At 70.7% G+C, this 25439-nt stretch carries 28 protein-coding genes and 1 riboswitch; of the genes, 14 read left to right on the top strand and 14 right to left on the bottom strand.

From position 1 onward, the window contains the following. The first annotated feature begins 14 nt into the window (after positions 1-14). The 3 genes from hisF (at position 15) to M3148_RS02295 (ending at position 2254) form a co-directional block, all read left to right on the top strand. Positions 15-785 carry an imidazole glycerol phosphate synthase subunit HisF gene (gene hisF, locus M3148_RS02305; protein ID WP_251303042.1) on the top strand — a complete coding sequence of 257 codons (771 nt, stop codon included), beginning with the start codon at positions 15-17 and terminating at the stop codon, positions 783-785. Between the two features lie 68 nt (positions 786-853). Continuing rightward, positions 854-1495, top strand: a complete 642-nt coding sequence (locus M3148_RS02300) for a TIGR03085 family metal-binding protein (RefSeq protein WP_251303041.1) — start codon at positions 854-856, stop codon at positions 1493-1495. An 87-nt stretch (positions 1496-1582) separates the two neighbouring features. Then, positions 1583-2254, top strand: coding sequence for a DNA alkylation repair protein (locus M3148_RS02295; RefSeq protein ID WP_251303040.1), 672 nt, complete (start codon positions 1583-1585; stop codon positions 2252-2254). A 222-nt stretch (positions 2255-2476) separates the two neighbouring features. Here M3148_RS02295 and M3148_RS02290 read toward each other — a convergent pair whose 3' ends face one another. From M3148_RS02290 to M3148_RS02275, 4 genes are all read right to left on the bottom strand, one after another. Continuing rightward, the gene (locus M3148_RS02290; protein ID WP_251303039.1) at positions 2477-3283 is read right to left on the bottom strand and encodes a hypothetical protein; all 807 of its coding nucleotides are present in this window, start codon (positions 3281-3283) and stop codon (positions 2477-2479) included. A gap of 203 nt (positions 3284-3486) precedes the next feature. Next, a complete protein-coding gene (locus M3148_RS02285; protein ID WP_251303038.1) occupies positions 3487-4344 on the bottom strand; it encodes an FKBP-type peptidyl-prolyl cis-trans isomerase in 858 nt (285 codons plus the stop codon). Position 4345: 1 nt separating this feature from the next. Continuing rightward, complete coding sequence (pafA, locus tag M3148_RS02280; protein WP_251303037.1) at positions 4346-5728, bottom strand: Pup--protein ligase; 1383 nt, start codon at positions 5726-5728, stop codon at positions 4346-4348. Next, the gene (locus M3148_RS02275; protein ID WP_251303036.1) at positions 5725-5922 is read right to left on the bottom strand and encodes a ubiquitin-like protein Pup; all 198 of its coding nucleotides are present in this window, start codon (positions 5920-5922) and stop codon (positions 5725-5727) included. Before M3148_RS02275 ends, pafA begins: the two co-directional genes overlap by 4 nt. A 1672-nt stretch (positions 5923-7594) precedes the next feature. Here M3148_RS02275 and M3148_RS02270 point away from each other — a divergent pair. The 6 genes from M3148_RS02270 (at position 7595) to M3148_RS02245 (ending at position 12071) form a co-directional block, all read left to right on the top strand. Further along, entirely contained in the window at positions 7595-8203 is a 609-nt protein-coding gene (locus M3148_RS02270) for a hypothetical protein (protein ID WP_251303035.1), read from the top strand. Positions 8204-8355: 152 nt separating this feature from the next. Continuing rightward, positions 8356-8802, top strand: coding sequence for an AAA family ATPase (locus M3148_RS02265; protein ID WP_251303034.1), 447 nt, complete (start codon positions 8356-8358; stop codon positions 8800-8802). A gap of 102 nt (positions 8803-8904) precedes the next feature. Continuing rightward, positions 8905-9228: a hypothetical protein gene (locus M3148_RS02260; protein WP_251303033.1), complete on the top strand. Its 324-nt coding sequence runs from the start codon at positions 8905-8907 to the stop codon at positions 9226-9228. Between the two features lie 294 nt (positions 9229-9522). Further along, positions 9523-10122 carry a M15 family metallopeptidase gene (locus M3148_RS18240; RefSeq protein ID WP_251303032.1) on the top strand — a complete coding sequence of 200 codons (600 nt, stop codon included), beginning with the start codon at positions 9523-9525 and terminating at the stop codon, positions 10120-10122. 117 nt (positions 10123-10239) lie between these two features. After that, a complete protein-coding gene (locus M3148_RS02250) occupies positions 10240-10953 on the top strand; it encodes a response regulator transcription factor (RefSeq protein ID WP_251303031.1) in 714 nt (237 codons plus the stop codon). Next, positions 10950-12071, top strand: coding sequence for a sensor histidine kinase (locus M3148_RS02245; protein ID WP_251303030.1), 1122 nt, complete (start codon positions 10950-10952; stop codon positions 12069-12071). Before M3148_RS02250 ends, M3148_RS02245 begins: the two co-directional genes overlap by 4 nt. Here the strand turns inward: M3148_RS02245 and M3148_RS02240 are convergent. The 3 genes from M3148_RS02240 to M3148_RS02230 all read right to left on the bottom strand — a co-directional run bounded on the left by M3148_RS02240 (position 12063) and on the right by M3148_RS02230 (position 15654). Beyond that, the gene (locus M3148_RS02240) at positions 12063-12227 is read right to left on the bottom strand and encodes a hypothetical protein (RefSeq protein WP_251303029.1); all 165 of its coding nucleotides are present in this window, start codon (positions 12225-12227) and stop codon (positions 12063-12065) included. The genes M3148_RS02245 and M3148_RS02240 overlap by 9 nt on opposite strands. 25 nt (positions 12228-12252) lie before the next feature. After that, positions 12253-13026 carry a prolipoprotein diacylglyceryl transferase gene (locus tag M3148_RS02235; protein WP_251303028.1) on the bottom strand — a complete coding sequence of 258 codons (774 nt, stop codon included), beginning with the start codon at positions 13024-13026 and terminating at the stop codon, positions 12253-12255. 273 nt (positions 13027-13299) lie between these two features. Next, positions 13300-15654 (bottom strand): heavy metal translocating P-type ATPase, encoded by a 2355-nt coding sequence (locus M3148_RS02230; RefSeq protein ID WP_440136884.1) that lies wholly within the window; start codon positions 15652-15654, stop codon positions 13300-13302. Positions 15655-15850: 196 nt separating this feature from the next. On the opposite strand from M3148_RS02230, the gene M3148_RS02225 reads away from it, so the two are divergent. The 3 genes from M3148_RS02225 to M3148_RS02215 are packed head-to-tail and all read left to right on the top strand — an operon-like array spanning position 15851 to position 17723. Beyond that, positions 15851-16129, top strand: a complete 279-nt coding sequence (locus tag M3148_RS02225; RefSeq protein ID WP_251303027.1) for a glutaredoxin — start codon at positions 15851-15853, stop codon at positions 16127-16129. A gap of 14 nt (positions 16130-16143) precedes the next feature. Then, positions 16144-17097, top strand: a complete 954-nt coding sequence (locus tag M3148_RS02220) for a cytochrome c biogenesis CcdA family protein (RefSeq protein ID WP_251303026.1) — start codon at positions 16144-16146, stop codon at positions 17095-17097. Continuing rightward, positions 17094-17723 carry a peroxiredoxin family protein gene (locus M3148_RS02215; RefSeq protein WP_251303025.1) on the top strand — a complete coding sequence of 210 codons (630 nt, stop codon included), beginning with the start codon at positions 17094-17096 and terminating at the stop codon, positions 17721-17723. The genes M3148_RS02220 and M3148_RS02215 overlap by 4 nt, the downstream gene beginning before the upstream one ends. A 120-nt stretch (positions 17724-17843) precedes the next feature. Here the strand turns inward: M3148_RS02215 and M3148_RS02210 are convergent, their stop codons facing one another. From M3148_RS02210 to M3148_RS02185, 6 genes are all read right to left on the bottom strand, one after another. After that, entirely contained in the window at positions 17844-18434 is a 591-nt protein-coding gene (locus M3148_RS02210; protein ID WP_251303024.1) for a DUF305 domain-containing protein, read from the bottom strand. A 117-nt stretch (positions 18435-18551) separates the two neighbouring features. Then, positions 18552-19184, bottom strand: coding sequence for a DUF305 domain-containing protein (locus M3148_RS02205; RefSeq protein ID WP_251303023.1), 633 nt, complete (start codon positions 19182-19184; stop codon positions 18552-18554). Between the two features lie 199 nt (positions 19185-19383). Beyond that, positions 19384-19665 (bottom strand): metal-sensitive transcriptional regulator, encoded by a 282-nt coding sequence (locus M3148_RS02200; protein WP_308203200.1) that lies wholly within the window; start codon positions 19663-19665, stop codon positions 19384-19386. Between the two features lie 70 nt (positions 19666-19735). Beyond that, positions 19736-22036 carry a heavy metal translocating P-type ATPase gene (locus M3148_RS02195; RefSeq protein ID WP_251303022.1) on the bottom strand — a complete coding sequence of 767 codons (2301 nt, stop codon included), beginning with the start codon at positions 22034-22036 and terminating at the stop codon, positions 19736-19738. A 32-nt stretch (positions 22037-22068) separates the two neighbouring features. Continuing rightward, positions 22069-22221, bottom strand: a complete 153-nt coding sequence (locus M3148_RS02190) for a hypothetical protein (RefSeq protein ID WP_251303021.1) — start codon at positions 22219-22221, stop codon at positions 22069-22071. Beyond that, on the bottom strand, positions 22218-22442 hold the full coding sequence (locus M3148_RS02185; RefSeq protein WP_251303020.1) for a heavy-metal-associated domain-containing protein: 225 nt from the start codon (positions 22440-22442) through the stop codon (positions 22218-22220). Before M3148_RS02185 ends, M3148_RS02190 begins: the two co-directional genes overlap by 4 nt. Positions 22443-22759: 317 nt before the next feature. On the opposite strand from M3148_RS02185, the gene M3148_RS02180 reads away from it, so the two are divergent. Together M3148_RS02180 and M3148_RS02175 are read left to right on the top strand one after the other, a co-directional pair. Next, complete coding sequence (locus tag M3148_RS02180; RefSeq protein WP_251303019.1) at positions 22760-23365, top strand: TlpA family protein disulfide reductase; 606 nt, start codon at positions 22760-22762, stop codon at positions 23363-23365. A gap of 3 nt (positions 23366-23368) precedes the next feature. Then, positions 23369-24157, top strand: coding sequence for a cytochrome c biogenesis CcdA family protein (locus M3148_RS02175; protein ID WP_251303018.1), 789 nt, complete (start codon positions 23369-23371; stop codon positions 24155-24157). Between the two features lie 66 nt (positions 24158-24223). Here the strand turns inward: M3148_RS02175 and M3148_RS02170 are convergent, their stop codons facing one another. Then, entirely contained in the window at positions 24224-24919 is a 696-nt protein-coding gene (locus M3148_RS02170) for a C40 family peptidase (protein ID WP_251303017.1), read from the bottom strand. Between the two features lie 144 nt (positions 24920-25063). Then, positions 25064-25229, bottom strand: a riboswitch (cyclic di-AMP (ydaO/yuaA leader). Positions 25230-25439: the final 210 nt, after the last annotated feature.

Here is a 25439-nt window from a genome sequence, read left to right as displayed (position 1 = left end):
AGTCTGGAGGAACGATGAGTGTGGCCGTGCGCGTGATCCCCTGCCTGGACGTCGACGCAGGACGCGTCGTCAAGGGCGTGAAGTTCGAGAACCTGCGCGACGCGGGCGACCCGGTCGAGCTGGCGCGCCGCTACGACGCGGAGGGGGCCGACGAGATCACCTTCCTCGACGTGTCCGCCTCGACGGAGGACCGCGCGACGACCCTCGACGTCGTCTCCCGCACCGCCGAGGAGATCTTCGTCCCGCTGACCGTGGGCGGTGGGGTGCGCTCGGTGGAGGACGTCGACCGTCTGCTCCGCGCCGGCGCGGACAAGGTGGGCATCAACACGGCCGCCGTCGCCCGGCCCGAGCTGCTCAGCGAGGTGGCCGAGCGCTTCGGGCGCCAGGTCATCGTGCTGTCCGTGGACGCGCGCCGCTGCCGTGACGGTGCGACCACGCCGTCGGGCTACGAGGTCACCACCCACGGCGGACGCCGCGGCACGGGGATCGACGCCGTCGCGTGGGCGGTCGAGGCCGCCGAGCGTGGCGCCGGGGAGATCCTCCTCAACTCCATCGACGCGGACGGCACCGAGGACGGCTTCGACATCGAGATGCTCACGGCCGTCCGCGGCCGGGTGGGCGTCCCGCTCATCGCCTCCGGTGGTGCCGGCAGCGCCGAGCACTTCACCGAGGCCGCCCAGGCCGGGGCCGACGCCGTGCTCGCCGCCTCGGTCTTCCACTTCGGCACGCTGACCGTCCACCAGGTCAAGGCCGCCATGCGCGACGCGGGCGTGGCGGTGCGCTGACCGCGCCCTGCACCTAGCGTGAGACCCGGCCCTCAGTGGCCATCCCCTCGAACGGACGGAGTACCGACGTGTCACGTGTCAGGTGGAGCGAGGCGGAGCGCCAGGCGCTGGCCGCCACCTTCCGGGAGGTCGGGCCGGGCGCACCGACCCTGTGCGAGGGCTGGCGCAGCGAGGACCTGCTCGCCCACCTCGTCATGCGGGAGACGCGCCCCTGGGCGATCGCCCGGGACATGACGAGCCGGCCAGAGCCGGGCGAGGAGCCGCGGCAGTCGCAGGTCGCGCGCGCGGCGAGCACGCCCGGCGGGTACGCGGCGCTCGTCGACGAGCTGCTCGGCACCGACGGCCTGCGCCCCACCCGTTTCCTCGGGGACGCCGGGAACCTCGTCGAGTTCGTCGTCCACCACGAGGACCTGCGCCGTGCCGGCGACTCCCCGAGTCCGCCGCGCCGGCTCCCGGAGCAGATGCGCGACGCCGTGTGGAAGCAGCTCGCGCTCATGGGCCGGATGGCCGCGCGGAAGTCCCCCGTGGGGGTGGTCCTCGTCAGCACGGCCGGTCCGCGCGCGGTCGTCAAGCGCGGTGCCGACTCGGTGGCCGTCGTCGGCGACCCGGTGGACCTCGCGCTCTACCTCATGGGCCGCGGCGAGCGCGCCGAGGTGGAGGTCCAGGGCCAGCCGGACGTCGTCGCCGCCTTCACCTCCGCGCTGGGCTGACGTCCGGCGCTCACCCGCAGGATGGCGACGACGGTTCCGGGCGAGACGGACTCGTCCTAGGCTGGCGTCACCGACCGGGAGGCGCAGATGACCGACGTGACCGTCGACGACGTGATGGCCGAGCTGGCCGCTCTCGAGGACCCGCGGGCCCGGGAGGTCAACGAGCGCCACGGTGACGACCACGGCGTCAACCTCGGCCAGCTGCGCGCCGTCGCCAAGCGGCTCAAGACCCAGCCCGAGCTCGCCCGGGCGCTGTGGCGGACGGAGGACACGGCCGCGCGGCTGCTCGCGATCCTCGTCAGCCGGCCCAAGGCTTACGAGCGGGACGAGCTGGACGCGATGCTGCGCGAGGCGCGCGCCCCCAAGGTCCACGACTGGCTGGTGTCCTACGTCGTGCGCAAGAGCCCGTACGTCGAGGACCTGCGGCAGGCCTGGTTCGCGGACCCCGATCCGGTCGTGGCGAGCGCGGGCTGGGCGCTGACGACCGACCGCGTCGCCAAGCGGCCCGAGGGTCTGGACCTCAGCGGACTGCTCGACGTCATCGCGGCGCAAATGAAGGACGCGCCGGACCGGCTCCAGTGGGCGATGAACCACTGCCTCGCGCAGATCGGCATCGAGCACCCCGAGCACCGCGCCCGCGCCGTCGCGATCGGCGAACGGCTGCGGGTCCTCGAGGACTACCCCACTCCCCCGAACTGCACCTCGCCGTACGCGCCCGTGTGGATCGCCGAGATGGTCCGCCGCCAGGCCACCGCGTAGGCGTGAAGGAGACCGACCGCCCTCGGGCTGCCCGTCGGTGTCGCGCTGTCACTGGTCCTGGACAGCTGGGCGATGATCGGCGTGGGCGTCGCTTTTGGTGCCGCCGTCGGAGCGATCCCGGCGGGCGCGTGGTCGAAGAGCGACAACGATCCGGCGGATCCCGACGATCACCGGGCCTGAGCGGCCCAGCCGCCGGCTCACCGGCGGCCGGGCCACTCGACGTCAGGAGGCGAACTCGGCGTTGATCTTGATCTCGTCGAGCTCACAGTCGCCGGTGTCGCAGAAGGCCTCACCGATCGCGTCGATCGTCTCCATGTCACCGTCGTAGACGGCGTCGAGGAAGGCCGGGATCAGTGACCTGGTGGCCGCCTCGTACTCCTCCGCAGTGATCTGCGTGTACGGCATCTGCGGGTAGACGAAGTTGCCCTGCGGCAGGAAGGACGCCGTCTTGAGCCGTCCGGAGAAGTCGCGCAGCACCTCCCCGACCTGCTCGCCCTCGCTCTCCGGGTCGAAGGACAGCGTGACGGACACCGAGTTGTCCGACCAGTACGCCTGCGCGAGAGCCGCGAGCTCGGCCTTCTCCCGCAGCGGCACATCCTTCTCCGAGCGGCGCGCAGCCGACTTCACCGGGAAGAAGATGACCGAGGTGCCCGTCGGGTCCTCCACCGCCGGCTCGACACGGTAACCGGCCGCCCGGAAGAGCGTGACGAGCGGGTCCTCGTTGCGGAAGCGGATCGCCCGGTTAAAGTACGTGCCACCCGGCGCCCAGTGCACGCCCGGGGAGACGCCGGCGACGATGCTCACCGTGCCGGACGGCTCGACCGTCGTCGTCCGGATCGACTCGCGCACGGCGAGCGTCTCGGAGAGCTCGGTGTCCCACGCCCGGACGAGCCGGTAGCCCTCGTCCATCCACTCCCTCACGGTGTCCAGGCCGTGGTTGTCGGCGAAGGCCGCGATCCCGGACATCGAGGTGCCGACGCGCCGGTTGCGCTGCATGACGGCGTTGGTCTGCTCCCAGTGGGTTGGCACAGCGTGACCGCCCGGCGAGCGGGTCGACGTCCTCACCTACGGCCGGCTGCGTACCGACCCGGTGCCGGACGGGCCCCGCCTCGCCCTCACGGCGCCAGTGCCGAGCCAGTCCCGCACGCTGCCCGCGACGTAGCGCATCCTCCTCGACGCGGACCCGCTCAAGGAGGTCGACCCCCGCCCCGGGGACATCCCGCGGGTGCCGGCTAGTTCGGCTCGACGTCGGAGGCGGCGAGGATGTCGACGGCGAAGACGAGCGTCTGCGTCCCGTTGCCCAGCTCCGGGGGGACGACGACGAGCACGCGCGAGCCGACCGTCTGGTCGACGAGCCCGTCGCGCAGGCCGGTGAAGGTGTCGTTGACGAGGATCGTGCGCGGCACCTGGCCGTCGGCCCACGTCGAGTCGTAGATGTCGCCGCCGGGCCACGTGACGGCCTGGTACTGCACCGTGATCGCCTGCCCGGGAGCCACCTGGCGCCCGTCGCCGCGGATGACGGTGTCCACCTCGAGCGCGGACGGAGGGTCGCTGTCGGGCAGGGAGATCGTCACGCCGTCGTTGTCCTGCGCGACGGCGGGCATCCCCTCCTCCGGCTCGAGCTCCTCCCCCTGGGCGACGGTGTGGAGGACGTCGATGACGAGGACGAGCATCCGCTCGCCGTCGTCGGCGCTCACGGGCTGGGTGACGAGCAGGCGGCTGCCCTCGGGGGTGCCGACGAGGAGCGGGTGGACGTCCTCGCCAACCTGCTCGGGGGTGAGGAGCAGGGTGCGGGCGGTGCCGGTGCCGCGATCGGGGAGCGGCTCGCCGGTGTCGCCGTCGTAGGCGCTCAGCGCGATGAGCGCGGGCCCGCCGTCGCGCAGCTCGCGCCCCTCCCCCTCGACGAGCACCTCGGTGTCCTCCTCGGTCAGCTCCAGCGGCGCGTCGAAGCTCACGACGGGTGGGCGGCCGAAGGCGCCGGTGACGGCGATGGTCGGCGGCTCCTCGACAGGAGGTTCCGGCTCCTCCGAGCAGCCGGCGAGGACGAGGACGGCGAGAAGGGCGGCGACGAGCGCACGCAGGCGGAGCACGTCAGGCCCCCATCGCCGCGATGAGGGCCGCCACCCGCTCGTCGCTGCTCGCGAACGGGTCCTTGCAGAGCACGGTGTGCTGGGAGGCGTCGTTGAGCTTGAGGTGGACCCAGTCGACGGTGTGGTCACGGCGGCGCTCCTGCGCGGCCGCGACGAAGTCCCCGCGGAGCTTGGCGCGGGTGGTCTGCGGCGGCGTGGTCCGCGCGGCGGCGATCTCCTCGTCCGTCGCCACGCGCGCCATGAGCCCGCGGGCCCGCAGCTTCTCGGCCAGCCCGTCGGTGGGCGAGATGTCGTGGTAGGCGAGGAGGAGCCGCTCGACGCGCACGTCGGCGAGCCCCGCGCCGCTGCTCGTGCGGTAGCGCTCGACGAGACGCTGCTTGATGGCCCAGTCGAGCTCGGTGTCGACGAGCGAGTGGTCCCCGGTGCGCAGGGCGCGCAGCCCGCGCTCCCACAGCTCGAGCACCTGCTGCTCCACGGGGCGCAGGCTCATGCCGGAGGTGTGCGCGAGGACCCGCTCGAGGTACTCCTCCTGCATCTCCAGGGCGCTGCGGCGGCGACCGGAGACGAGCTCGAGCGGGGTGGTGGCGGTGAGGTCACGCGAGACGTCGCGGATGGCGCGCATCGGGTCGGCGAGGAGGAGGTCGTCCACCCGCTTGCCGGACTCGACGAGGTCGAGGAGCAGCGCCGTCATGCCGAGCTTGAGGAGCGTCGTCGTCTCGGCCACCGAGGAGTCACCGGAGATGACGTGCAGGCGGCGGTAGAGGTCGGGGTCCCCGTGCGGCTCGTCGCGGGAGTTGATGATCGGCCGGGAGCGGGTGGTCGCGGAGCTCATCGCGTCCCACAGGTGCTCCGACCGCTGGGAGAAGCAGTACGTCGCCCCGCCCGTGGTCTGGCGGACCGCACCGGCGCCGGTAAGGATCTGGCGGGTGACGAAGAAGGGGACGAGCTGGTCGACGGTCCGCTGGAAGTCGCGGCGCCGGCGCAGGAGGTAGTTCTCGTGGCAGCCGAAGGCGTTGCCCTCGGAGTCGACGTTGTTCTTCAGCAGGTGGACGCGCCCGCCGATGCCGTCCTCGGCCAGCCGCGCGGTCGCGTCCTCGGCGAGGTCGATGAGGATCGCCTCACCGGCCCGGTCCTGGACGACGACGTCACGCACGTCGTCGCACTCCGCCGTCGCGTACTCGGGGTGGGAGCCGACGTCGAGGTAGAGCCGGCCGCCGTTGCGGAGGAAGACGTTGGAGGAGCGGCCCCACTCGACGACCTTGCGGAAGAGGTAGCGAGCGGCCTCGTCAGCACCGATCGGCGGGCCACTCTCCGGACGGCGCGCACCGTCAACCGTGATCCCGTACTCGGTCTCGATGCCGACGATGCGGGGAGCGAGGCTCACTGCCCGCCCTTCTGCACGAACCCGCGCACGAAGGACTCGGCGTTCGTCTCGAGGACGGAGTCGATCTCCCCGAGGAGGTCGTCCAGCTCGGCGCTCTGCGCCTGCGCGCTCGCCCCGGTGGGTGCGGGCAGCGGCGGCGGCGTCGGCTCCTCCGGCTCGCGCTCGCTCCGGCGCTGCTGCTCCTGACGGGCCATGGTGGCTACCTCCTTCTCGACTACCCGTCGATCCTAGTTCGCATCGTCGCTGGTGCGAGCAGCTGGATCATTTGCGACCGTGCAGCAGCCTCCCGTCACGGAGGGCACGGACTCGGGCATGTTGGCTTGGCGGAACGTGAGTCGAGGAGCTGTCGGTCAGCGCCCCCTCACCGGGACACATCAACGGACGGGTCATGCGGGACTGTCCTCTATCTACACCGTAGGTCGCACCAGCCCAGCGAGGCACAAGGCCGGTAGGGGTTCCCTTTATGGGACGCAGGGCCGACGCGGGCACGACACGACCTTGATGGCTGTTCAACGCCACTGGGCACGACGGGGATATGGCAAACGGGAGACGGATGCCCGATAAGTCGCTACGTTGGCGGCACGTGCAACGCGGGAACGATCGAGAGGGAGACATGGCACAATCCGTCACGCGAGTCCCGCGACGGTCGCGCGCTTCGCTGGATGCTGTGAATGAAGCACGCACTGTCCAGACTTCTGCAACATTCGTCGCCCCGGGGGATGCACCATGAGTCCTCGTCCATCCAACGCAAGGCTCGTTCTTCTCTGCGCCGGAATGTTGGCGCTTGCTGCCTCACTTGTCTTCTTCGCGACGCAGGATCCACCGAACTTGGCAGGGATCTTGATACCCCTTGCAGGTCTCGGGATCGCGGCGGCGACACTTGCCCGAGAGGTGAAATCGCGAAGGGCTGTTTCGAACCCGCGTCAGGGTGGGAGCCCCGAGATCGCCCCGTGAGCGGTCCGATGACCGTTCGTCTTGCGGGATGATCAACGCTGATGACCCCAGACTTCTCGCAGCTCCGCCACAGAGGGACGCGGGCCAGAGAATCGGGTCTTCGCAACACGTCAATCGGCTGGGCCGACCGACGTGTTACGGCAGGTTCAGGCGCTGTGCCACACATTCCGACTACGCACGAGCATGGGACTTGGTGCAGCAGCGGTTAGGCCCCTTCAGGGGTGCACATTGGGTGCACCCAACTGCAATGGTCGGGCTCCGGCTCGGCGCGCGGCCATGCCGATGAGCTCGGAGGTCCCAACCGCCGAGCACGCGCCGGCGCCTCCACCGACAGGTTCCGTGAGGTGCGAGGTCAGTGTCGCGGCCGCATCGCGTCAGTCGGAATCGGGTGCTGACGAGCGTTCCGCGGCTCGGCCATTCCTCTTCATGAACCATGCGGCGGACAACGCGGACCAAGCGCCGAACACGATCCCCCCGCCGAAACTCCCGATCGCACGCGCGACTGAAGGCCCACCGTCGAGCAGCGACATGCTGACGAATATAAAGACCGCGAACCAAGAGGCATGCAGAAGCCCCCACTGCCACCAGCGTCCCTCAGTCAGCATTCTCGGTGTCTTCCGCTTGTTACGCATGGGGACATGCTCCCAGTTCACAGCTTCCCTGGGCTTGGATGCGCGTCCTCCTCATCAGGGCGACGTGCCGGGCGGTCATGCCGCCGTCCGTGACGTCGACTGCGGACGGATTCGCGCGGCAGCGGCGGGAAGGCTCGCTGGAGTTTGCCCTTGCGGTACACCGGTCTCAGGCGCCGCCCGCCTAGAGACGCTCGAGGGCGATCGTGCTCGGGAACAGTCCCGAAGTGTGGATCACCCCGTGTCGCAGATGGTGGATGGACGAAGCAGAGACACTGACCTCATGAACGAGAACCTCGTCTACATGCTGATCGGCGTAGCCGTGACGGTAATCGTGGCGGCCTACCCCATCAGCCAAGTCCTGCAAAAGCGCCGCCACGCCGAAAAGGTGTGGGCGAGGATTACCGAAATCTGGACTCCCGTGCACGACCAACTGGACCATCGGGTTCGTCAGGGCGGGCGGCTGACCATTGCGAACCCCAGCGACTGGCCTGTCAGGGATGTGATGGTTCTGGAACCGAGCCCGCTCTCAGCGCTGGACTTTGCTCGCATCGATGCGCACGAGAAGCGCGTTGAACAACTGCCCGAGGGCACCATGAACGCCCTGAACGATGATTCTCGGGTCGTTCTCCAGCTCACCGACGTCCGAGGGCGTACCTGGAAGTGGGTGTCGGAACAGCCGCACCTGCGCTACCTAGCGCCGCCTCGGTCGCTCCGATCGAGGGCTATTCGCCGTCTACTAGCCAGCGATGCGTGGCAAAACCGAATCGCGCGGCTACCGAGACGGCTACATATCCTCATCCTGGGAGAGGATCCGAACATTCATATCCCCGGATTGGAACCCGACCTTGGGAATTGGGACGACCGCCCACCGTTCTGGGCTCGCCTCTGACGCTGACCTACAGGGCAATTCGCCGTGGCGCGCCGGGCGAGCTGCGCGAGTCGAGGGGTCCAGACGACGCTCCACCGGGGGATCGTCAACCGGAGGCATTCGCCGAACCCAGACACTCGCCGGTGCGAGAAGTCGGCACTACAGTCGCGATCGTGGCGAGAGTTCTCGTAACCGGGATGTCGGGCAGCGGGAAGTCGACCGTGCTCGAAGCACTAGAGCGGCGCGGCCACGTCGTCGTCGACACCGACTACGGCGGATGGACGCTCCCGGATGGCACGTGGGATGACCCCCGGATGTCTCAGCTCCTGGCCGATCATCGTGATGTCGTCGTGTCCGGCACCGTGGATAACCAAGGCCAGTTCTATGACCGGTTCGATCATGTGGTTCTGCTCAGCGCACCGCTCCAGGTGCTGCTGCAGCGATTGAGGTCTCGGACGAACAACCCCTATGGCAAGTCGGAAGTGGAAGCGGGGGAGGTAGCGAACTACGTCGAGACAGTCGAGCCGTTGCTGCGGCGAGGTGCGACAGTCGAGCTGAATGGTGAGCGTTCAGTGGCGGAGCTTGCAGATGCGGTTCAGCGCCTCCTCTCGGCGCCCTGATGGCCAGCGAAGCGTTCATGTCCCGCACATCGATCCTCCGCCGAGACCGTCCCTCGGCCCGGACTCACTCCTGCTGGTGGCCACCGATAGGGTCCTGTGAGCATGGAGCTATCCGCGAGCGAGGAGGCACCCTCTCGCCAGCAACGACGAGCCACTCAGTGGCGGATCGACGAGGTGAGGCGACGGCTCGACGCCTGGGCTTCTGCGGGGAGCCATGCCCCGGACGAGCAGCCGGACGACGAGTGGGACTGCCTACTCGGGCCCGTCGTCGCCCTCCTCGCACACCACAGGAAGCCGGACGAGATCGCGGCGCGCATCAGCGCCGAGTTGCGTGATCACTATGGGCTGGAGCCCGGCGGCGACGACGTCGGCTTCGCATCCGAGCTTCGCGTTTTGTGGGACGCGGATGTGAAGGCTCGGCGCTGACGATCCGTCCAATCCGTGCCAGTGACGCACTACGTGCCTCGTCGACTGCCGAACCAGGTGCGCGACTCGCGCGCTCCATTGAAGGATCCTCCAGCGGACGTTAGCGCAGCCCACGCCGGCATGACTTAGCAGCGGTAGCCGCCACGGAGCATCAACAGGTGCCGCCGAGCAGCGCGGCAGGTATGTAGGGACCGATGACAAGGAGCACGGCGCCGGTGAGGCAGGCAGCGGTCCTTCGCTCATGAGAGGCCGGCACGTGCCGATAGGACGTCGTAGGCGACGAACGGAGTTTCGGTGGACGGGATCCTCGCCATCTCACAGCGCATCGCGCGGATCGAGGCGACCCTCGGCTCGCTCTCCGTCCCACCACGCGCGCAGCCGGCTGCGGGCTCTGCCACGGTATTCTCCGAGGTCCTCGCCGGCGCCGTCGCCGACGCTGTCCCGACTTCGGCTGCCGGCACCTCCAACCTCGGAGGGTCCGGGTTCCGGGTCAACGTTGACGGCGTGCCGGTCGATCTCGCGGCGTACGGCAACGGTCGCATCCCGCGTGAGGCTCTCGAACCGGTGGGAACCACCGGCCACAGGCTGTGGGCGCCCGCCGCCCAGTCCTTCGAGGAGCTCCTGTCCGCAGCTGCGGGCGACGGCGTGGCCATCGGGGTCACCGACTCCTATCGCTCCTACGACGTGCAGGTCGACGTCGTGCGGCGCAAGGGCCTGTACTCCCAGGGCGGCCTGGGTGCCAAGCCGGGCACCAGCCAGCACGGCTGGGGAATGGCCGTGGACCTGGACCTGGACGCCCCGGCGCAGGCATGGATGCGGACCAACGCCGCACGCTTCGGGTTCGTCGAGGACACCCCGCGCGAGCCCTGGCACTGGGCGTTCCAACCCTCCTGACGCTGGAAGACCCACTCGGGCGCGAGAGCTGCCGCGATGCTCACACCTGGGCGCGGATGGGCCTGAGGTCCAGCGAGCCTGGAACCGATCGCCACGCCGACGGTGAGAATGAACGGCATGACTGCGGTCCCTACTGACGTGAACCTGCCCCGCGTGCTCGTCGTCGACGACGAAGCCCCGCTGGCCCGACTGGTCGCCAGCTATCTCGAGCGGCACGGCTTCGAGGTTCAGGTCACCGGGGACGGCAGCGACGCGATCGCCCGGGCCCGCCAGTGGCACCCGGGGGTGATCGTCCTCGACCTCGGGCTCCCCGGCGCCGACGGCATCGAGGTCTGCCGCACGGTGCGCACGTTCTCCGACTGCTACATCATCATGCTCACCGCCCGGGTGGAGGAGGTCGACAAGCTCATCGGGCTCTCGGTTGGCGCCGATGACTACGTCACCAAGCCCTTCAGCCCACGTGAGCTCGTCGCCCGGGTGCGCGCCATGCTCCGGCGCCCACGCCAGGACACCGGCCCGCACGGTGCCGGTGCGTCGTTCGGGCCACTGAGCATCGACGTCCTGGGCCGCGAGGCGTTCATCGACGGGGAGCCCGTGGCGCTGACCCGTACCGAGTTCGACGTCCTCGCGGCCCTGGCGTCCCGCCCGAACATGGCCTTCTCCCGCCGTCAGCTCATTGAGACGGTGTGGGGGCCGGGCTGGGTAGGCGATGAGCACCTCGTCGACGTCCACATCGCCCACCTGCGGCGCAAGCTCGGGGATGACGCCGCCGCGCCGAGGTTCGTCAGGACGGTGCGCGGGGTGGGGTACCGGATGGGCAGCGGGCAGTGAGTCCCGCACCGCGCCGCCGGTGGGGGCTCGGCGCCCGGCTCCTCGCGGCGATCGTCGCGGTCATCCTCGTCGCGGCCGGCACCGCGTGGGCGGTCGCCTCGGCGATCGGTCCGGAGATCTTCCACGACCACATGCTCATGGCCGAGCCCGCGGACTCCTCGGTGGTCTCCCACGCCGAGGAGGCCTTCACCACGGCGTGGACACTGTCGCTGTCCCTGGCGCTGCTCGCCGCCCTTCTGACCTCGGTGGTCGTCAGTGTGTTCCTCACCCGGCGCATCGCCAGGTCCCTGGAACGGGTGCGGCGGGCCGCGGCCCAGGTCGCCAGCGGTGACTATGCCGCCCGCGTCCCCGAGGTGCACATGGGCACCGAGTTCGACGACCTCGCCGGCGCGTTCAACACCATGGCCGCCGACCTCGGCGAGATCGAACAGACCCGCACCCGCATGCTCGGTGACCTCGCCCACGAGATGCGCACCCCGGTGGCCACCCTCGACGGCTACCTCGAGGGCATCCTCGACGGTGTCGTCACGGCCGACGAACCGACGCTGGGGATGCTCCGCGAGCAGGTCGCGCGCCTGGCCCGCCTCGCCCAGGACATTGCCCTGGTCACCGCCGCCGGGGAGGGACGCCTGAGCATGCACTGGCAGCCCCTCAACGTCGGTGAGCTGATCGAGGACGCCGCCGCGCAGGCCGCCGCCAGGTTCACCGACAAGCGCGTGGAGCTGAGGATCGAGGCCACCGAGGAGGCCCGCCAAGCGGTGCTCACGGCCGACCCCGACCGGCTCGGCCAGGTCCTGACCAACCTGCTGGACAACGCCGTGCGGCACACCCCCGGCGGTGGCCGGGTGCAGCTCGGCGCACAGCGCACCGGGTGCACGCTGCGCCTGTCGGTGCGCGACAGCGGCAGCGGAATCGCCGCCGAGCACCTGCCGCACCTCTTCGAGCGCTTCTACCGCGCCGACGCGGCCCGGGACCGCGCCCACGGCGGGTCGGGCATCGGGCTCGCCATCGTCCACTCCATCGTCCACGCCCACGGCGGTGCCGTGACCGCGACCAGCGCCGGGCCCGGCCACGGTGCCCTGTTCACCGTCGAGCTGCCCGTGGACACCTCACCCTGACCGGGTGGTCTCCTTGGTCGCCGCCGGCTCCGCGAGCCGCTCCGGTGGCTGGCTGCCGGCGGCCTCGCCGGGGAACAGTGCCCGGATGGCCCACAGGCCAAGGGCCATGAAGCCCAGGCAGATCACGAGCACCAGGACCACAACCGCCGCGCTCATCGGGGCTCCCCTCCCTCTCGGCCGGTCACCGCACGGCCAGGTCTGCGCGGGCGTCGTCGGTCTCCTCGACGGTGGACCGGCGCGGGCTGGTGCGGTGGCGGGCGACCAGCACGCAGCCGACGGCGATGCTGGCCAACGCCCACAGCTGGGGCTGGGTCAGCCCGAGGACGACCGGGTCGTTGGTCCGCAGGTACTCCACCAGCAGACGCGACAGGCCCGACAGGCCCAGGTAGGCGCCGAACACGGCCCCCGGCGCCCACCGCCGGGCGAGCAGCACCAGCACACCGGCGACGACGGCCGCGAGGACCGCCTCGTACAGCGGCGTGGGATGCACCGGCACGTCGGTGGCCACCACACCCGAGGGAAAGGCCATCCCCCACGGCAGCTCGGTGGGTCGCCCGTAGGTCCCGTCACCGCTGACGAAGCAGCCCAGGCGACCGATGCCGTAGGCCACCGTCAGCGGCACCGCGGCCGCGCCCGCGACGACGTCCAGTGGCAGCTGGTGGCGGCGAATCACGACCAGCGCCGCGAGGATCCCGCCCACCAGCCCGCCGTACCAGGTGAACCCCATCCCGCCCAGGTCGTGCGCGGTGATGGCCGGGTACTGCTCGAGCAGGTAGTAGACCTTCGCGCCGACGAACCCCCAGACCGTGGCCCACAGCACCAGCGCGTGGGCGGAGTCCTTCCACAGGGCCCGCCGCTCGAAGGCCCGACCGAGCAGCCAGGCCGCGACGAGCGCGGCCGCGGCCTTGCTCACCCCGTAGCTCTGGACATCGACCCCGAGGAACGTGAACAGCACCGGACGCAACGGTCCCTCCCATCATCGTGGGGACGCGCCGCCGACGGCGGCAGGCGTCCTACCCACCACGATGACCACCGAGCACGAAGAAGTCCGGTGCCGTTGCATGAAGGTTCACTGAAGAAACGCGACGAGACCCAGGGCCCGCGCTGTAGTGCTCGCCTGCCCGATTGTCGTGGACGACGAAACGGATGATGGCGGCCCAGACCTGGACCGCCATCATCCTGTGCCACCGATCCGTCCCACAGGACAGCGGCGACGGCAACGCCCCTATTAGTGGTGCGCTCCCACGGCCGTCTCGCGGGGCTCCGCAGGCCGCGTAGAGCGGCCTGGCTGGACCTGCGGGGCGCCGTGCGCCGCGGCGGTGCTGGCCTCGGGGCTGAGGTCCAGGCGACGCAGCAGCTGGGCGTTGAGCGCGACGACGATGGTCGACAGGGACATGAGGATCGCGCCGACCGACATGGGCAGGACGAACCCGACCGGTGCCAGCACACCCGCGGCCAGCGGCACGGCGGCGATGTTGTAGCCGGCGGCCCACCACAGGTTCTGCTTCATCTTGCGGTACCCGGCGCGGGAGAGTTGGATGACCGACAGCACCGAGCGCGGGTCGTCCGAGGCCAGGATGACGCCGGCGGAGGCGATCGCCACGTCGGTGCCCGCACCGATCGCGATCCCCACGTCGGCCTGGGCCAGCGCCGGGGCGTCGTTGACGCCGTCCCCGACCATGGCCACGGTGCGGCCCTCGTGCTGCAGCTGGGCGACCTTCTCGCTCTTGTCCTCCGGGCGGACCTGGGCGAAGACCTGGTCGATGCCCAGCTCGGCGGCCACGGCCCGGGCCACCGGCTCGGCGTCGCCGGTGATCATGACGACCCGGATGCCCAGCTGGTGCAGGGCGTCGATCGCCTGCCGGGACTCCTCGCGGACCTCATCGGCCAGGGCGACGGCCCCGGCCAGCTGCCCGTCGATGATCACGTGCAGGACGGTGGCACCGGACTGCGACCACGGCCCTGTCGCGGCCAGCGGGTCGGCGCCGTGCTGGGCGAGCAGGGCGGGCCCGCCCACCTGGACCTCGCGGCCCTCGACGGTGGCGCGTACCCCCACGGCCGTCGCGGCACGGAAGTTGGCGGCCGGGGGTACCTGCAGGCCGCGGTGCTCGGCGGCAGCGACGATCGCCCGGGCCAGCGGGTGCTCGCTCTCGGCCTCGGCGGCCGCGGCCAGGCGCAGCAGCTCCTCGGTCTCATACCCGCCGGTCCCGGTCACGCCGGTCAGCGCGGGCTCACCCTTGGTCAGCGTGCCGGTCTTGTCGAACAGCACGGTGTCGACCACGCGCATGCGCTCCAGGGCGCCGCGGTCCTTGACCAGCACCCCGCCGCGGGCGGCGCGCTCGGTGGAGATGGACACCACGAGCGGGATCGCCAGGCCCAGGGCGTGGGGGCAGGCGATGACCAGGACGGTGATCGCCCGGACCAGGGCGCTCTCCGGGACCCCGAAGGACATCCACACCACGGCGGTGATCACCGCGGCGATGACCGCGTACCAGAACAGCCAGCCGGCGGCCTTGTCCGCCAGCAGCTGGGCCCGGCTGGTGGAGGCCTGCGCCTGGGCCACCAGCCGCTGGATCCCGGCCAGGGCGGTGTCCTCCCCCACGGCAGAGACCCGCACCCGCAGCGCGTTGTCAGTGGCCACCGTCCCGGCCACGACGTGGTCCCCCACCGCGCGCGGCACCGGCCGTGACTCACCGGTGATCATCGACTCATCGACGTCCGCGCCGCCGTCGACGACCTCACCGTCGGCCGGCACCCGCCCGCCTGGGCGGACGATGACGACATCACCAAGACGAAGGTCGGCGGGGGCGACCGTGACGACCTGGTCCCCCTCCACTCGCTCGGCCTCGTCGGGCAGCAGCGCGGCCAGTGAGTCCAGCGCGGAGGACGTCTGAGCCAGGGAACGCATCTCCAGCCAGTGCCCCAGCAGCATGATGACAACGAGCAGCGCCAGCTCCCACCAGAAGTCCAGCTCGTGGGAGAAGATCCCCAGGCTTGCCCCCAGCGAGGCGACGAAGGCGACGGTGATCGCCATCCCGATCAGCAGCATCATCCCCGGCTTGCGGGAACGCAGCTCACCGACCGCACCCGTGAGGAAGGGGCGCCCACCCCACACGTAGATGACCGTCCCCAGGACCGGGGACACCCACTCCACCCCCGGCACGTCGGGCAGCGAGTAGCCGAGCAGGTCGGCGAACATCCCGTTAAGCAGCACCGTGGGCACCGCCAGGACCAACATGATCCAGAACAGTCGACGGAACATCCCCACGTGGTCGCCATGACCACCGTGCTCGCCGTGGCCGGCGTGTGCGTCGTGACCGGCGTGACCGGCGTGTGCGTCGTGCCCGCCGTCGTGGCCGGTGTGCTCCCCGTGCCCATCGTGCGCGGCCGAGTCGTGTCCCGCGGCGGTCAGCGGGTCGGTGACACCTACGCCGTCAGTGGGGATCGCCTGCCCGTGCGTGGCCTTCCCTTCCCCATGCCCGCCCGCGTGACCGTGAGCCGAGTCGTGGTGGACGTGTGCGCTGTGGTCCCGGCCCTCGCGTGGCCGGTGCCCTGCGTGATCGTGGCCCGGTGGCATACCCATGGCAACCCCTCATTCCATCGTTCCGCATACCCCTAGAGGGTATCGCTGTCAGCCGTAAGGAGCCCGGGCAGCGGTCCATTCCCGATTTGCCCCCATGAGGCAGAGATCTTCATCGGTTCTTCATGGAAGGTCGATCGATTGCCCTGGTCACCTGGCCGATGCTCTTGGGAACACGACAACCAACGGAAGAGAACTCGTGGCAGCCACCAAGCACCCCACAGTCGTCACCGTCGTCCAGGCGCCCGCGTGCCACTACTGCGAGGACGCAGCCGCGGCCCTCGCCGAGCTCAGCACCCGGTTCGACTTCCTGGTGCGGACCCTCGAGCGTGACTCCGACGAAGGGCGCGGGCTGATCCTGCGCCACCGCCCGCCCATGGCGCCCCTTGTCCTGGTCGACGAGGAGTACTTCAGCAGCGGACGCCTCCCCCGGCGGCGGCTGGAGAAACTTCTCCAGCTACGCGCGGCCGCGGCGTGAGAAGGGCCTGAGCCATGGGAAGTGAGCTCCTGACCACCGGCAGCGTCCTGGCCGCCTTCTTCGCCGGCGGCGTGGCCCTGTTCGCGCCATGCTGCATCGTCTTCCTCGCCCCCAGCTACCTGGCCGGCGCGGTGAAGAACCGCCGATGGCGAATTCTGCCCCTGACCTTCGTGTTCGCCGCGGGCCTGGCCCTGGTGCTGGTCCCCATCACCCTGGGCATCAGCATGCTCTCCGGGGCCATCAACCAGTACCACACCCAGCTCTACTGGGCCGGCGGCCTGCTCATGATCGCGCTGGCCGGGCTGTCCCTGTCGGGCACCATGTGGTCCCTGCCCCGCTTCCTGCGCGCCCCGGACACCAGCCGCGGGGACGGCGCCAGCTTCTTCGCCCTCGGTGTCTTCTCCGGGATCGCCTCCAGCTGCTGCGCCCCCGTCCTGGCGGGCGTCATGACACTGTCGGTGCTCTCCGGGTCCGCCGCCGGAGGAGTGGCCCTGGGCCTGGCGTTCGTATTCGGGATGGTCTTCCCCCTCTTCGTCATGGCCCTGATCTGGGACAAGGCCCGCCTCGGGGAACGCCGCCTCTTCCAGGCCCGGCTCCTCAAGATCCGCCTCGGCGGGCGCACCCTGGTCACCAACACCGTCAACCTCGCTGTCGCGATGGCCTTCGCCGTCATGGGCATCTGGGTCATCACCCTGGCCGGCAGCACCGAGATGACCGGCGGCGGGGCGGTGCAAAGCACCATCGGCGACTGGCTCGCCACCACGCTGGGCCGCCTGCAGGACTGGCTCAGCCCCCTGCCCGAACCCCTCCTCGGCGCGGGCCTCCTCGCCCTGGCAGGCGTGTTCGTGCTCTTCACCCTGCGCGACCGACGCACCCGGGCCCACACCCCCGATCCCGATCCCGAGCCCGCAGCCCAGGCGCCACCCGCCTGCCACCCGAGCCACGACACCGAAGGACTGCCCCGATGACCAGCTCCACCCTTCACCTCAGCGCCAAGGACCGGGTCCGGCAGAAGCACGCCGAGGAGAAGGCCCGGGCGCACGCCGCCGCGAGCAAGGCCCGCCGTCGGCGGATCCTCGGGATCTGCGCGCTCCTCGCAGTCGTCGCGGCCGCCGCCTACGCCCTGGCCACCTCCGGAACGGCCAGCTCCGAGGAGACTCGCCGCGCCCCCGACTTCACCCTGCCCACCACGGCCGGGACCACCGTGACCCTGTCCGAGCTCCGCGGCGACCCAGTCATCCTGTACTTCAACGAGGGCGCCGGCTGCGCCTCGTGCACCGTGCAGATGGCCGAGATCGAGAAGGAGCCAGGCTTCGCCGAGGCCGGCATCACCGTCCTGCCCATCGTCATGAACACCGCCGAGCAGATCCGCCTCGACATGCAGCGCTACGGGGCCACCACCCCTTATCTGCTGGACGACGGCACGGTCTCCGAGGCTTACGGCACCCTCGGGACCGGGATGCACCCCGGGGTCCCCGGGCACGGGTTCGTCCTCATCGACGCCGAGGGAAACCAGGTCTGGCAGGGCGACTACCCCTCGATGTGGCTCGCCCCCGCCGACCTCCTGGACGAGGCACGATCCAGGCTCCGCTGACAGCGCCGCTGAATGCAGTACGCGCGGTGCCGACACCCAGACCTGTCGATGGGCAGGCATTCGCGGATGAGCTGACGGCGTCGATGGCGGGTGGGCAAAGGATGGATCATGGACATGTCCTCAGTCCGTGGCGCACTGACGATCTGCAGGCTCCTCGAAGGCCGGCACCGGGCGCGCCTGCGCTTCCTCCGGCGTCGCGGCCACCCCGTTCTCCGCGATGTCCTCGATGAGCCAGTCCATCTCAAAGATCTCGCGCCGCTGAGCCTCGCTGATCTCCACCGCGAGCTCGCACACCCGGACGTCCTCGATCCCAGCTCGCTCCGAGCGCGTGATGGCCAGGGAGTGGTGGGGAATCATCGCACGCATGAAGGCGGAGTCGTCCACCGTGGCCTGGCTGCGGTCCAACGCGGTCCCGCCAGCCAGCAGCCCGAGGCTGACCACCACGACGACGACGTTCGCCTTGGCGTTCTTGTACATGTTGAGCATCCACGCGAGCATGACCAGCCCCATCGCGCCGCCCATGGTCACCGCCATGAAGATGCGGCTCTGGCTGAAGCGCACGTGGTCCCACTCCCACGAGCCGAGGAACATCACCCAGTACATGACGACCATCGCCGTCAGGAGCATCGCCGCGAACCGCAAGTACATCTTCGAGTTCATGGTGCGCGAGTGGCCGTTGTGGTCCTCGTTCGAGTGTTCTTGCTCTGCCATGGGAAACACACTCCTTTGGGCTGGGGGTCCTCAATCGTTGCGTCGGCCGCGGTCCTGTCTTTGGGGTCGACATGGGCCAGCGGGCGAGCCCGGGCTCGCCCGCTGGGCGGATCAGTGTCACAGGCCCTGGAGGAGCTCCTCCATCTCGGTGATCTCGGCCTGCTGGTCATCGATGATCTTCTGGGCCAGCTCCAGCGCTTGCGGGTTCTCCCCGCTGTCGAGCTCTTCCTGTGCCATGTCCACCGCGCCGCGGTGGTGGGCGATCATCAGCTCGAGGAACCGCTGGTCGAACTCGGTGCCTGACAGGGACTCCAGCTCGGCCATGGCCTCCTCCTGGCTCATCCCCTCCATGTCCATGCCGCCGTGGTCCATGCCCTCGTGTCCCATCGGGGAGGTCTCCTCGCCCCAGGTCTCGAGCCAGGACGTCATCTGCTCGATCTCCGGGTCCTGAGCGGCGGAGATCCGCTCCGCGAGGGAGTGCACCTCTTCGCTGTCCGCCTCCTCCACGGCCAGGTCGGCCATCTCGATGGCGCCGACGTGGTGGACGATCATCATCTGGGCGAACGTCGTGTCCGCGTCGTTGTGCACGTCCTCGGCCTCTGTCTGCGAGGTGCTGTCGGTCGCCTCCTCCGCGGCGGTGCCCGCAGCCGGCTCATCCGGTGTGGTCTGCTCGCCGTTACCGCACGCGGCCAGGGCGAGAGTCAGCGCGATCCCGCCGGCAACGGCGGTGAGTCGGGTTCTGAGTGTCACGGGCGTCTCCATCTGCTCAAGGTCATCGACGGGCAGGTAGGCCCCACCCGTGGCAGCCCGGCCGGCCCATCGTGTGGGGCTAAGGGAGGCTAACCACGCCCGCCTCAGCGCCCAAGCCCAAGAGCGGCCCCACGGGGATTCTTCATCGACTCTTCATCCCCGCGGGGGGCCGGCGACGGGAGACGTAGGCCGAGGGTGTTCAGCTGCGAACCAGCCGGGCGATGGCGTCGGAGGCCTCCTTCAGCTTCGTCGCCTCCTCCTCACCGCCGGCCCGGGCGGCCTCGACCAGGCAGTGGGCCATGTGCTCATCGAGCAGGCCCAGCGCGAAGGACTGCAGCGCCCGGGAGGCGGCCGAGACCTGGGTGAGGATGTCGATGCAGTACTTGTCCTCCTCGACCATCTTGGCGATCCCGCGGACCTGTCCCTCGATGCGGCGCAACCGCAGCAGGTGGTCATCCTTCTGTGAGGTGTACCCGTTCACGGCCTCCACCTTTCCCGTTCCAACGTCTCCACCCATCATACCGGGTGGGGGTATGGGTGGGGTGAGGTCGTCATGCGGCAGAGCGGGCCGGCGCGGGGGCCGGCGCGGGCTGGTCGGCGGGGGTGGTCGGGTCGATGGACACGGCCCGGAAGCCGCGCAGCCGCAGACTGTTGGTCACCACGAACACCGAGGAGAACGCCATCGCGGCCCCGGCGATGAGGGGATTGAGCAGGGCGGCGACCGCCAGCGGGATCGCGGCGACGTTGTAGGCGAAGGCCCAGAACAGGTTGCCCTTGATAGTGGACAGGGTGCGCCGCGACAGGCGCACCGCGTCCACCGCGGCGCGCAGGTCGCCCCTGACCAGGGTCAGGTCCGAGGCCTCGATGGCCACGTCGGTGCCCGTCCCCATGGCGATGCCCAGGTCGGACTGGGCCAGGGCCGCGGCGTCGTTGACGCCGTCCCCGACCATGGCCACCACCCGGCCGGACTCCTGCAGCTCCCGCACGACGCGGACCTTGTCCTGGGGCATGACCTCGGCGATGACCTCCTCGATTCCCACCTCGGCGGCGATCTGGCGCGCGGCGCGGGTGTTGTCCCCGGTGAGCAGGATGGGGCGCAGGCCCAGGCCCTTGAGCTCGGCCACGGCCTGGGCGGAGGTGGGCTTGACGGTGTCGGCCACGACGAGGATCCCGCCGATGCGCCCGTCCCAGCCCACGGCCACTGCGGTTCGGCCCGCGGCCTCCGCCTCCTCCACGGCCGTGAGGAGGTCAGCCGGTAGTGGCTGGGCCGACTGCTCGGTCAGCCACCGCACCCGACCGGCGATGACGGCATGTCCCTCCACGGTCCCGGACACCCCCAGGCCCTGGGTGTTGGTGAAGGACTCCACGACCGGCAGGTCCCCCAGCCGCTCCCGCGCCCCGGTGGTGATCGCGGCGGCGATCGGGTGCTCCGAGGCGTCCTCCAGCGCGCCGGCCAGCCGCAGCACCGTGTCCGCGTCGCCGCCGGCGGCCGGGACGACGTCCACCAGGCGCATCTGCCCGGTGGTGACGGTGCCGGTCTTGTCCAGCACGATGGTGTCCACCCGGCGGGTGGACTCCAAGATCTCCGGGCCCTTGATGAGGATGCCGAGCTGGGCACCCCGGCCCGTGCCGACCATCAGGCCCATCGGGGTGGCCAGCCCCAGCGCGCACGGGCAGGCGATGATGAGCACGGCCACCGCGGCGGTGAACGCCAGCTCGGCGCCCGCCCCGTAGCCCAGCCAGAAGCCCAGCGTCGCCACCGCCAGGGTGATGACGATCGGGACGAAGACCGCGGAGATGCGGTCGGCCAGCCGCTGGACGGGGGCCTTCCCGGTCTGGGCCTCCTCCACCAGGCGCGCCATCTGCGCCAGCTGGGTGTCGGCGCCCACCCGGGTGGCGCGCACCCGCAGCCGGCCCCCGGCGTTGACGGTCGCGCCCACCACTCCGTCACCCGGTCCGACCTCGACCGGGACCGGCTCTCCGGTGAGCATGGACGCATCGACCGCGGAGGCGCCCTCGACGACGACACCGTCGGTGGCGATCTTCTCCCCCGGCCGCACGATGAACTCATCGCCCACCGCCAGCTGGTCCACCGCCACCCGCACCTCACGGCCGTCGCGGACCACGGCCACCTCCTTGGCGCCCATCTCCAGCAGGGCACGCAGCGCGGCCCCGGACTGGCGCTTGGCGCGCGCCTCGAAGTAGCGGCCCAGCAAGATCGCCGTGGTCACGGCCGCGGCGACCTCGAGGTAGATCTCATTCGCGCCGCCACCCCGCTCGGGAATGAGGTGGAAATCCATTCGCATGTCCGGGTGCCCCGCCCCGCCGAGGAACAGCGCGTACAGCGACCAGCCGAAGGCCGCCAGGACCCCGACGCTGACCAGCGTGTCCATCGTCGCGGCGGCGTGCTTGGCGTTGACCCACGCCGCCCGGTGGAAGGGCCAGGCGCCCCACACCACGACCGGGGCAGCCAGGGTCAGGGAGAGCCACTGCCAGTTGTCGAACTGCAGCGGCCGGAACATGAAGGCCAGCACCGGCAACGTCAGGACCGCGCAGATGATCACCCGCCGCCGCAACTCGGCCACGGCGTCGGGCTCGGCGTCCCGGGCACTGTCCTCGGCGGGGGCCGCCCCGGGCTGCTCGCGCAGGCGCGCGGTGTACCCGGTCGCCTCGACCGTGGCCACCGCCTCCTCCAGGGTGGAGCCCGCCGGCAGGAGGACCTTGGCCCGCTCGGTCGTGAAGTTCACGCTCGCCTCGACCCCAGGCATCCGGTTGAGCTTCTTCTCCACCCGGGCCGCGCACGAGGAGCACGTCATCCCGCCGATCTCCAGCTCGATGACCTGCTGACTCATCGACTCATCTCCATCCCCTTGGGCCGCCGACCTCAGTGGTCGGCGACCACCTCCAGCTCCATCACACCCAGGCCCGCGGCCCGGCCGGGCTCATCCCCTCCGAGCACCGACCCCAGCCCGTAACCCGTGCCCAGCGCCAGCGCCAGGACCAGGGCGAACCCGGCCAACCGGGCACTGCTCCTCACGCAGGCGTCCTGGTGAGCTCATAGCCGGCCTCGTCCACGGCCGCCCGGACCTCATCCACCGCCACGTCACCCGCGCTGGTGACCGTGACCCTCGACTCCCCACCGGCGACCAGGTCAACCTCGACGTCCTGGACGCCGGTGATCTTGCCGACCTCCTCGGCCACGGAGCTGACGCAGTGACCGCAGGTCATACCGGTAACGGTGAAGGTGTTGGTAGCCATGAGGGCCTCCCCTTTGATCGATGGTGCGTGCCACGTCGGCACCCTTCCTTTATACCCCCCGGGGGTACGCCGGGCAAACGGCCGGGTTATGGTGCCGGCACGGCGAAGTCAGCCACGAAAGGCACGGATCCTCGCGGTTTCCGGGGGCAGTCGCCGCGCCGGTGACCACCGCCGGTGACGGTGAAGATTCGGTTAAGAACCGTCCCGGCCCTCCCCGGGATGGGGAACTTCGCGCCGGAGCGGCGACGATGGTCGCGGGACCAGTGCAGCGATGAGCGAGCCCCCGGGCGGGGCTCCGGTTGGAAAAGGTGACAAGCGTGAGACCCCCCAGGCCCCAGGCACCCCTCAGGCGCGCGGTCACGGCGGCGGCCCTGACCACCGCCCTGGCCCTGAGCGGCTGTGCCTCCACCACCCAGGCCGGCGCGGAGGAGAGCTCCGGGGCCGGCTACGTCGCCGGGGACGGGTCCCTCGCGACCTGGGAGCCGCAGCAGCGCGACGGCGCCATCGACCTCGCCGGCCAGACCTACGACGGCGAGCAGGTCGACCTGGGCCAGTGGCGCGGGGAGGTCGTGGTCGTCAACTTCTGGTACGCCGCCTGCCCGCCGTGCCGCGCCGAGGCCGGGGACCTGCGGGCCATCCACGAGGACTACACTCCCCACGGGGTTCAGCTGCTCGGGGTCAACCCACGCGACGACGCCGCCACCGCCCAGGCCTTCGAGCGCACCTTCGCGGTCCCCTACCCCTCCATCCACGACCAGGGAGCCGCGGCCGTCGCCGCCTTCCAAGGACTCGTGCCCCTCCAAGCCATGCCCACCACCGTGGTCCTGGACCGCCAGGGCCGGGTCGCCGCCCGCATCATGGGCCAGATCGACCCCACCATGCTGCGCGGCCTCATCGACGACACCCTCGCCGAGAGGGCCTGAGCGATGTGGGACCAGCTCGGCTCCTTCTTCGCCAGCACCGTGCTCACCGGCCCCATGCTCGCGGCGCTCCCCGTGGCCGCGGTCGCCGGATTCATCTCCTTCGCCTCCCCGTGCGTGCTGCCCCTGTTACCCGGGTACGTCGGCTACCTCTCCGGCATGGCCGGCGTCAGCACCCCCGGCACCCGCCTGGCCGGCGGGCAACAGATCAAGGTCCGTGACGGGCGGCTCCTGGCCGGGGTGCTGCTGTTCGTCGCCGGCTTCACCGCCGTGTTCGTCCTGCTCGGCGTGATCTTCGCCTGGTTCGGGATCCTGCTTGCGCCCTGGCTGGACCTCACCACCCGCGTCCTCGGCGCGTTCGTCGTGCTCATGGGCCTGGCCTTCATGGGCTACGTCCCATTCATGCAACGCGACCGGCGCCTGCACCTGACCCCCCGGCAGGGCCTGTGGGGTGCGCCGCTGCTCGGTGTCGTCTTCGGGCTGGGCTGGGCCCCCTGCATGGGTCCCACCCTGGCCGCAGTCCTTAGCCTCGCCTTCAGCGAGGCCGACCCCGCCCGCGGCGGGGTCCTCGTCTTCGCCTACAGCCTCGGGCTGGGTATCCCCTTCGTCGCCGGGGCGATGCTGCTGTCCCGCTCCACTCGCGCCCTGGGCTTCCTGCGCCGCCACCGCCGCGCCTTCCAGCGCCTCGGCGGTGGGCTGCTCGTCCTGCTCGGACTGGCGATGGTCACCGGACTGTGGACCTGGGTCTCGGGCTACCTGCAGGGCCTCGTCGCCAACTTCCAGACCCTCGTCTGACCCCGGGAACGGTGGTGGCCCGCAGCCACACCGGCTACGGGCCACCACCAATCGGCTCCCCGGGGCTCAGCCCACCCGGATGAACGTCGGGTTCGCCTTGTAGATGTCACGCACCGACAGCGGGTTACCCGGGCTGAAGGCCGCGATGTACTGCCCATCACCCACGTAGATCCCCACGTGCCCGGGCCACCACACCAGGTCACCGGGCTGGGCCTGGGACGCCGAGACCTGCGTGCCCGCGTTGCGCTGCGCCGCCGAGGACCGCGGGATGGAGATGCCCGCCTGGGCGTAGACGTACTGGGTGAAGCCCGAGCAGTCGAAGCCCGCCGGGGTCGACCCACCCCACACGTAGGGCGTGCCGATGTACCGGTAGGCGATGTCCAGCACCGCGTTGCCCGACGTGCTGGCCGGCGGGGCCTCACTGCGGGCCGCCGAGCGCGACGCCGAGGTGGTCTCCCGCTCGATGCCGGTCGCCGTCGACGTGGCCGTCGCCGCCGACACGCCGGCCTGCCCCTGGGGGATGGTCAGTACCTCACCGACAATGATGAGGGCCTGCGCGTTCAGGCCGTTCGCGGCGATGATCGCCGAGATCGTGCTGTCGTAGCGCTGCGCCAGCTTCCCCACGGTGTCCCCCGACACCACGGTGTGGGTGACCTCGCCGACCGCGGGGCTGCTCGCCTGCGTGGTCGCCGCCGCCTGGGTGTCGACCACCGGGGGGTCGGGGTGGACCGGCTCCATCGCGGAGGCGGTGGTGGTGGCCATGGTCAGCACCAGGCCGGAGGAGGCCGCCGCAAGGGCGGCCCGGCGCGCCGCCGGGCCCGTCAGGCACGGACCCAGCGATGAGAAAACGGTGACGGGACGGCCCTCGGCACGGTGCCGTCCCCGGGTGTGGCTAGATGTCACGGGTGAACCTCTCCAGGGCGCCTACGAGGTCAGCTGTCGGGTTCGGGTAGGAGCACACCCGGCTCAGGCATCGAACTTCACCCCAAGGACCTGCAACGCAGGCCCACATCGGGTTCCCCGTCCCTGCCACGGACGATCGAGGACCACGGTGCGGTGGCAGGGCTCGGCGTCCGCACGCGGGCTTCCCGATGAAGGGGCGAGAAGCAGGAGCGACGCTACACACCCCGAACCTCGGGATCACGGTTCGATAACGGGGTCAAGCCCTGGGGAGTGGTGTATCGGTCCTCGAGATCGGGGGGTTGGATCAGGCGCTGATGGCGCCGATGGGTTCGGTGGTGGTCACCTCCTCGGGGCTGGTCTCGGCGACAAGGGCCAGTCG

The organism is Georgenia satyanarayanai (genome assembly GCF_023715365.1).
GTDB lineage: Bacteria > Actinomycetota > Actinomycetes > Actinomycetales > Actinomycetaceae > Oceanitalea > Oceanitalea satyanarayanai_B.
The sequence above is the reverse complement of the archived record's forward strand: the minus strand, read 5'-3'. Positions and strand labels throughout refer to the sequence as shown.

Excerpts from the sequence above, each read along its gene's own strand:
- M3148_RS02195 (WP_251303022.1), bottom strand. The coding sequence starts at position 22,036 with ATGAGTCAGCAGGTCATCGAGCTGGAGATCGGCGGGATGACGTGCTCC.
- M3148_RS02240 (WP_251303029.1), bottom strand. The coding sequence starts at position 12,227 with ATGAGCGCGGCGGTTGTGGTCCTGGTGCTCGTGATCTGCCTGGGCTTC.
- hisF (WP_251303042.1), top strand. The coding sequence starts at position 15 with ATGAGTGTGGCCGTGCGCGTGATCCCCTGCCTGGACGTCGACGCAGGA.
- M3148_RS02185 (WP_251303020.1), bottom strand. The coding sequence starts at position 22,442 with ATGGCTACCAACACCTTCACCGTTACCGGTATGACCTGCGGTCACTGC.
- M3148_RS02295 (WP_251303040.1), top strand. The coding sequence starts at position 1,583 with ATGACCGACGTGACCGTCGACGACGTGATGGCCGAGCTGGCCGCTCTC.
- M3148_RS02230 (WP_440136884.1), bottom strand. The coding sequence starts at position 15,654 with ATGGGTATGCCACCGGGCCACGATCACGCAGGGCACCGGCCACGCGAG.
- M3148_RS02170 (WP_251303017.1), bottom strand. The coding sequence starts at position 24,919 with ATGGCCACCACCACCGCCTCCGCGATGGAGCCGGTCCACCCCGACCCC.
- M3148_RS02270 (WP_251303035.1), top strand. The coding sequence starts at position 7,595 with ATGAACGAGAACCTCGTCTACATGCTGATCGGCGTAGCCGTGACGGTA.
- M3148_RS02260 (WP_251303033.1), top strand. The coding sequence starts at position 8,905 with ATGGAGCTATCCGCGAGCGAGGAGGCACCCTCTCGCCAGCAACGACGA.
- M3148_RS02275 (WP_251303036.1), bottom strand. The coding sequence starts at position 5,922 with ATGGCCCGTCAGGAGCAGCAGCGCCGGAGCGAGCGCGAGCCGGAGGAG.
- M3148_RS02175 (WP_251303018.1), top strand. The coding sequence starts at position 23,369 with ATGTGGGACCAGCTCGGCTCCTTCTTCGCCAGCACCGTGCTCACCGGC.
- M3148_RS02215 (WP_251303025.1), top strand. The coding sequence starts at position 17,094 with ATGACCAGCTCCACCCTTCACCTCAGCGCCAAGGACCGGGTCCGGCAG.
- M3148_RS02210 (WP_251303024.1), bottom strand. The coding sequence starts at position 18,434 with ATGGCAGAGCAAGAACACTCGAACGAGGACCACAACGGCCACTCGCGC.
- M3148_RS02220 (WP_251303026.1), top strand. The coding sequence starts at position 16,144 with ATGGGAAGTGAGCTCCTGACCACCGGCAGCGTCCTGGCCGCCTTCTTC.
- M3148_RS02250 (WP_251303031.1), top strand. The coding sequence starts at position 10,240 with ATGACTGCGGTCCCTACTGACGTGAACCTGCCCCGCGTGCTCGTCGTC.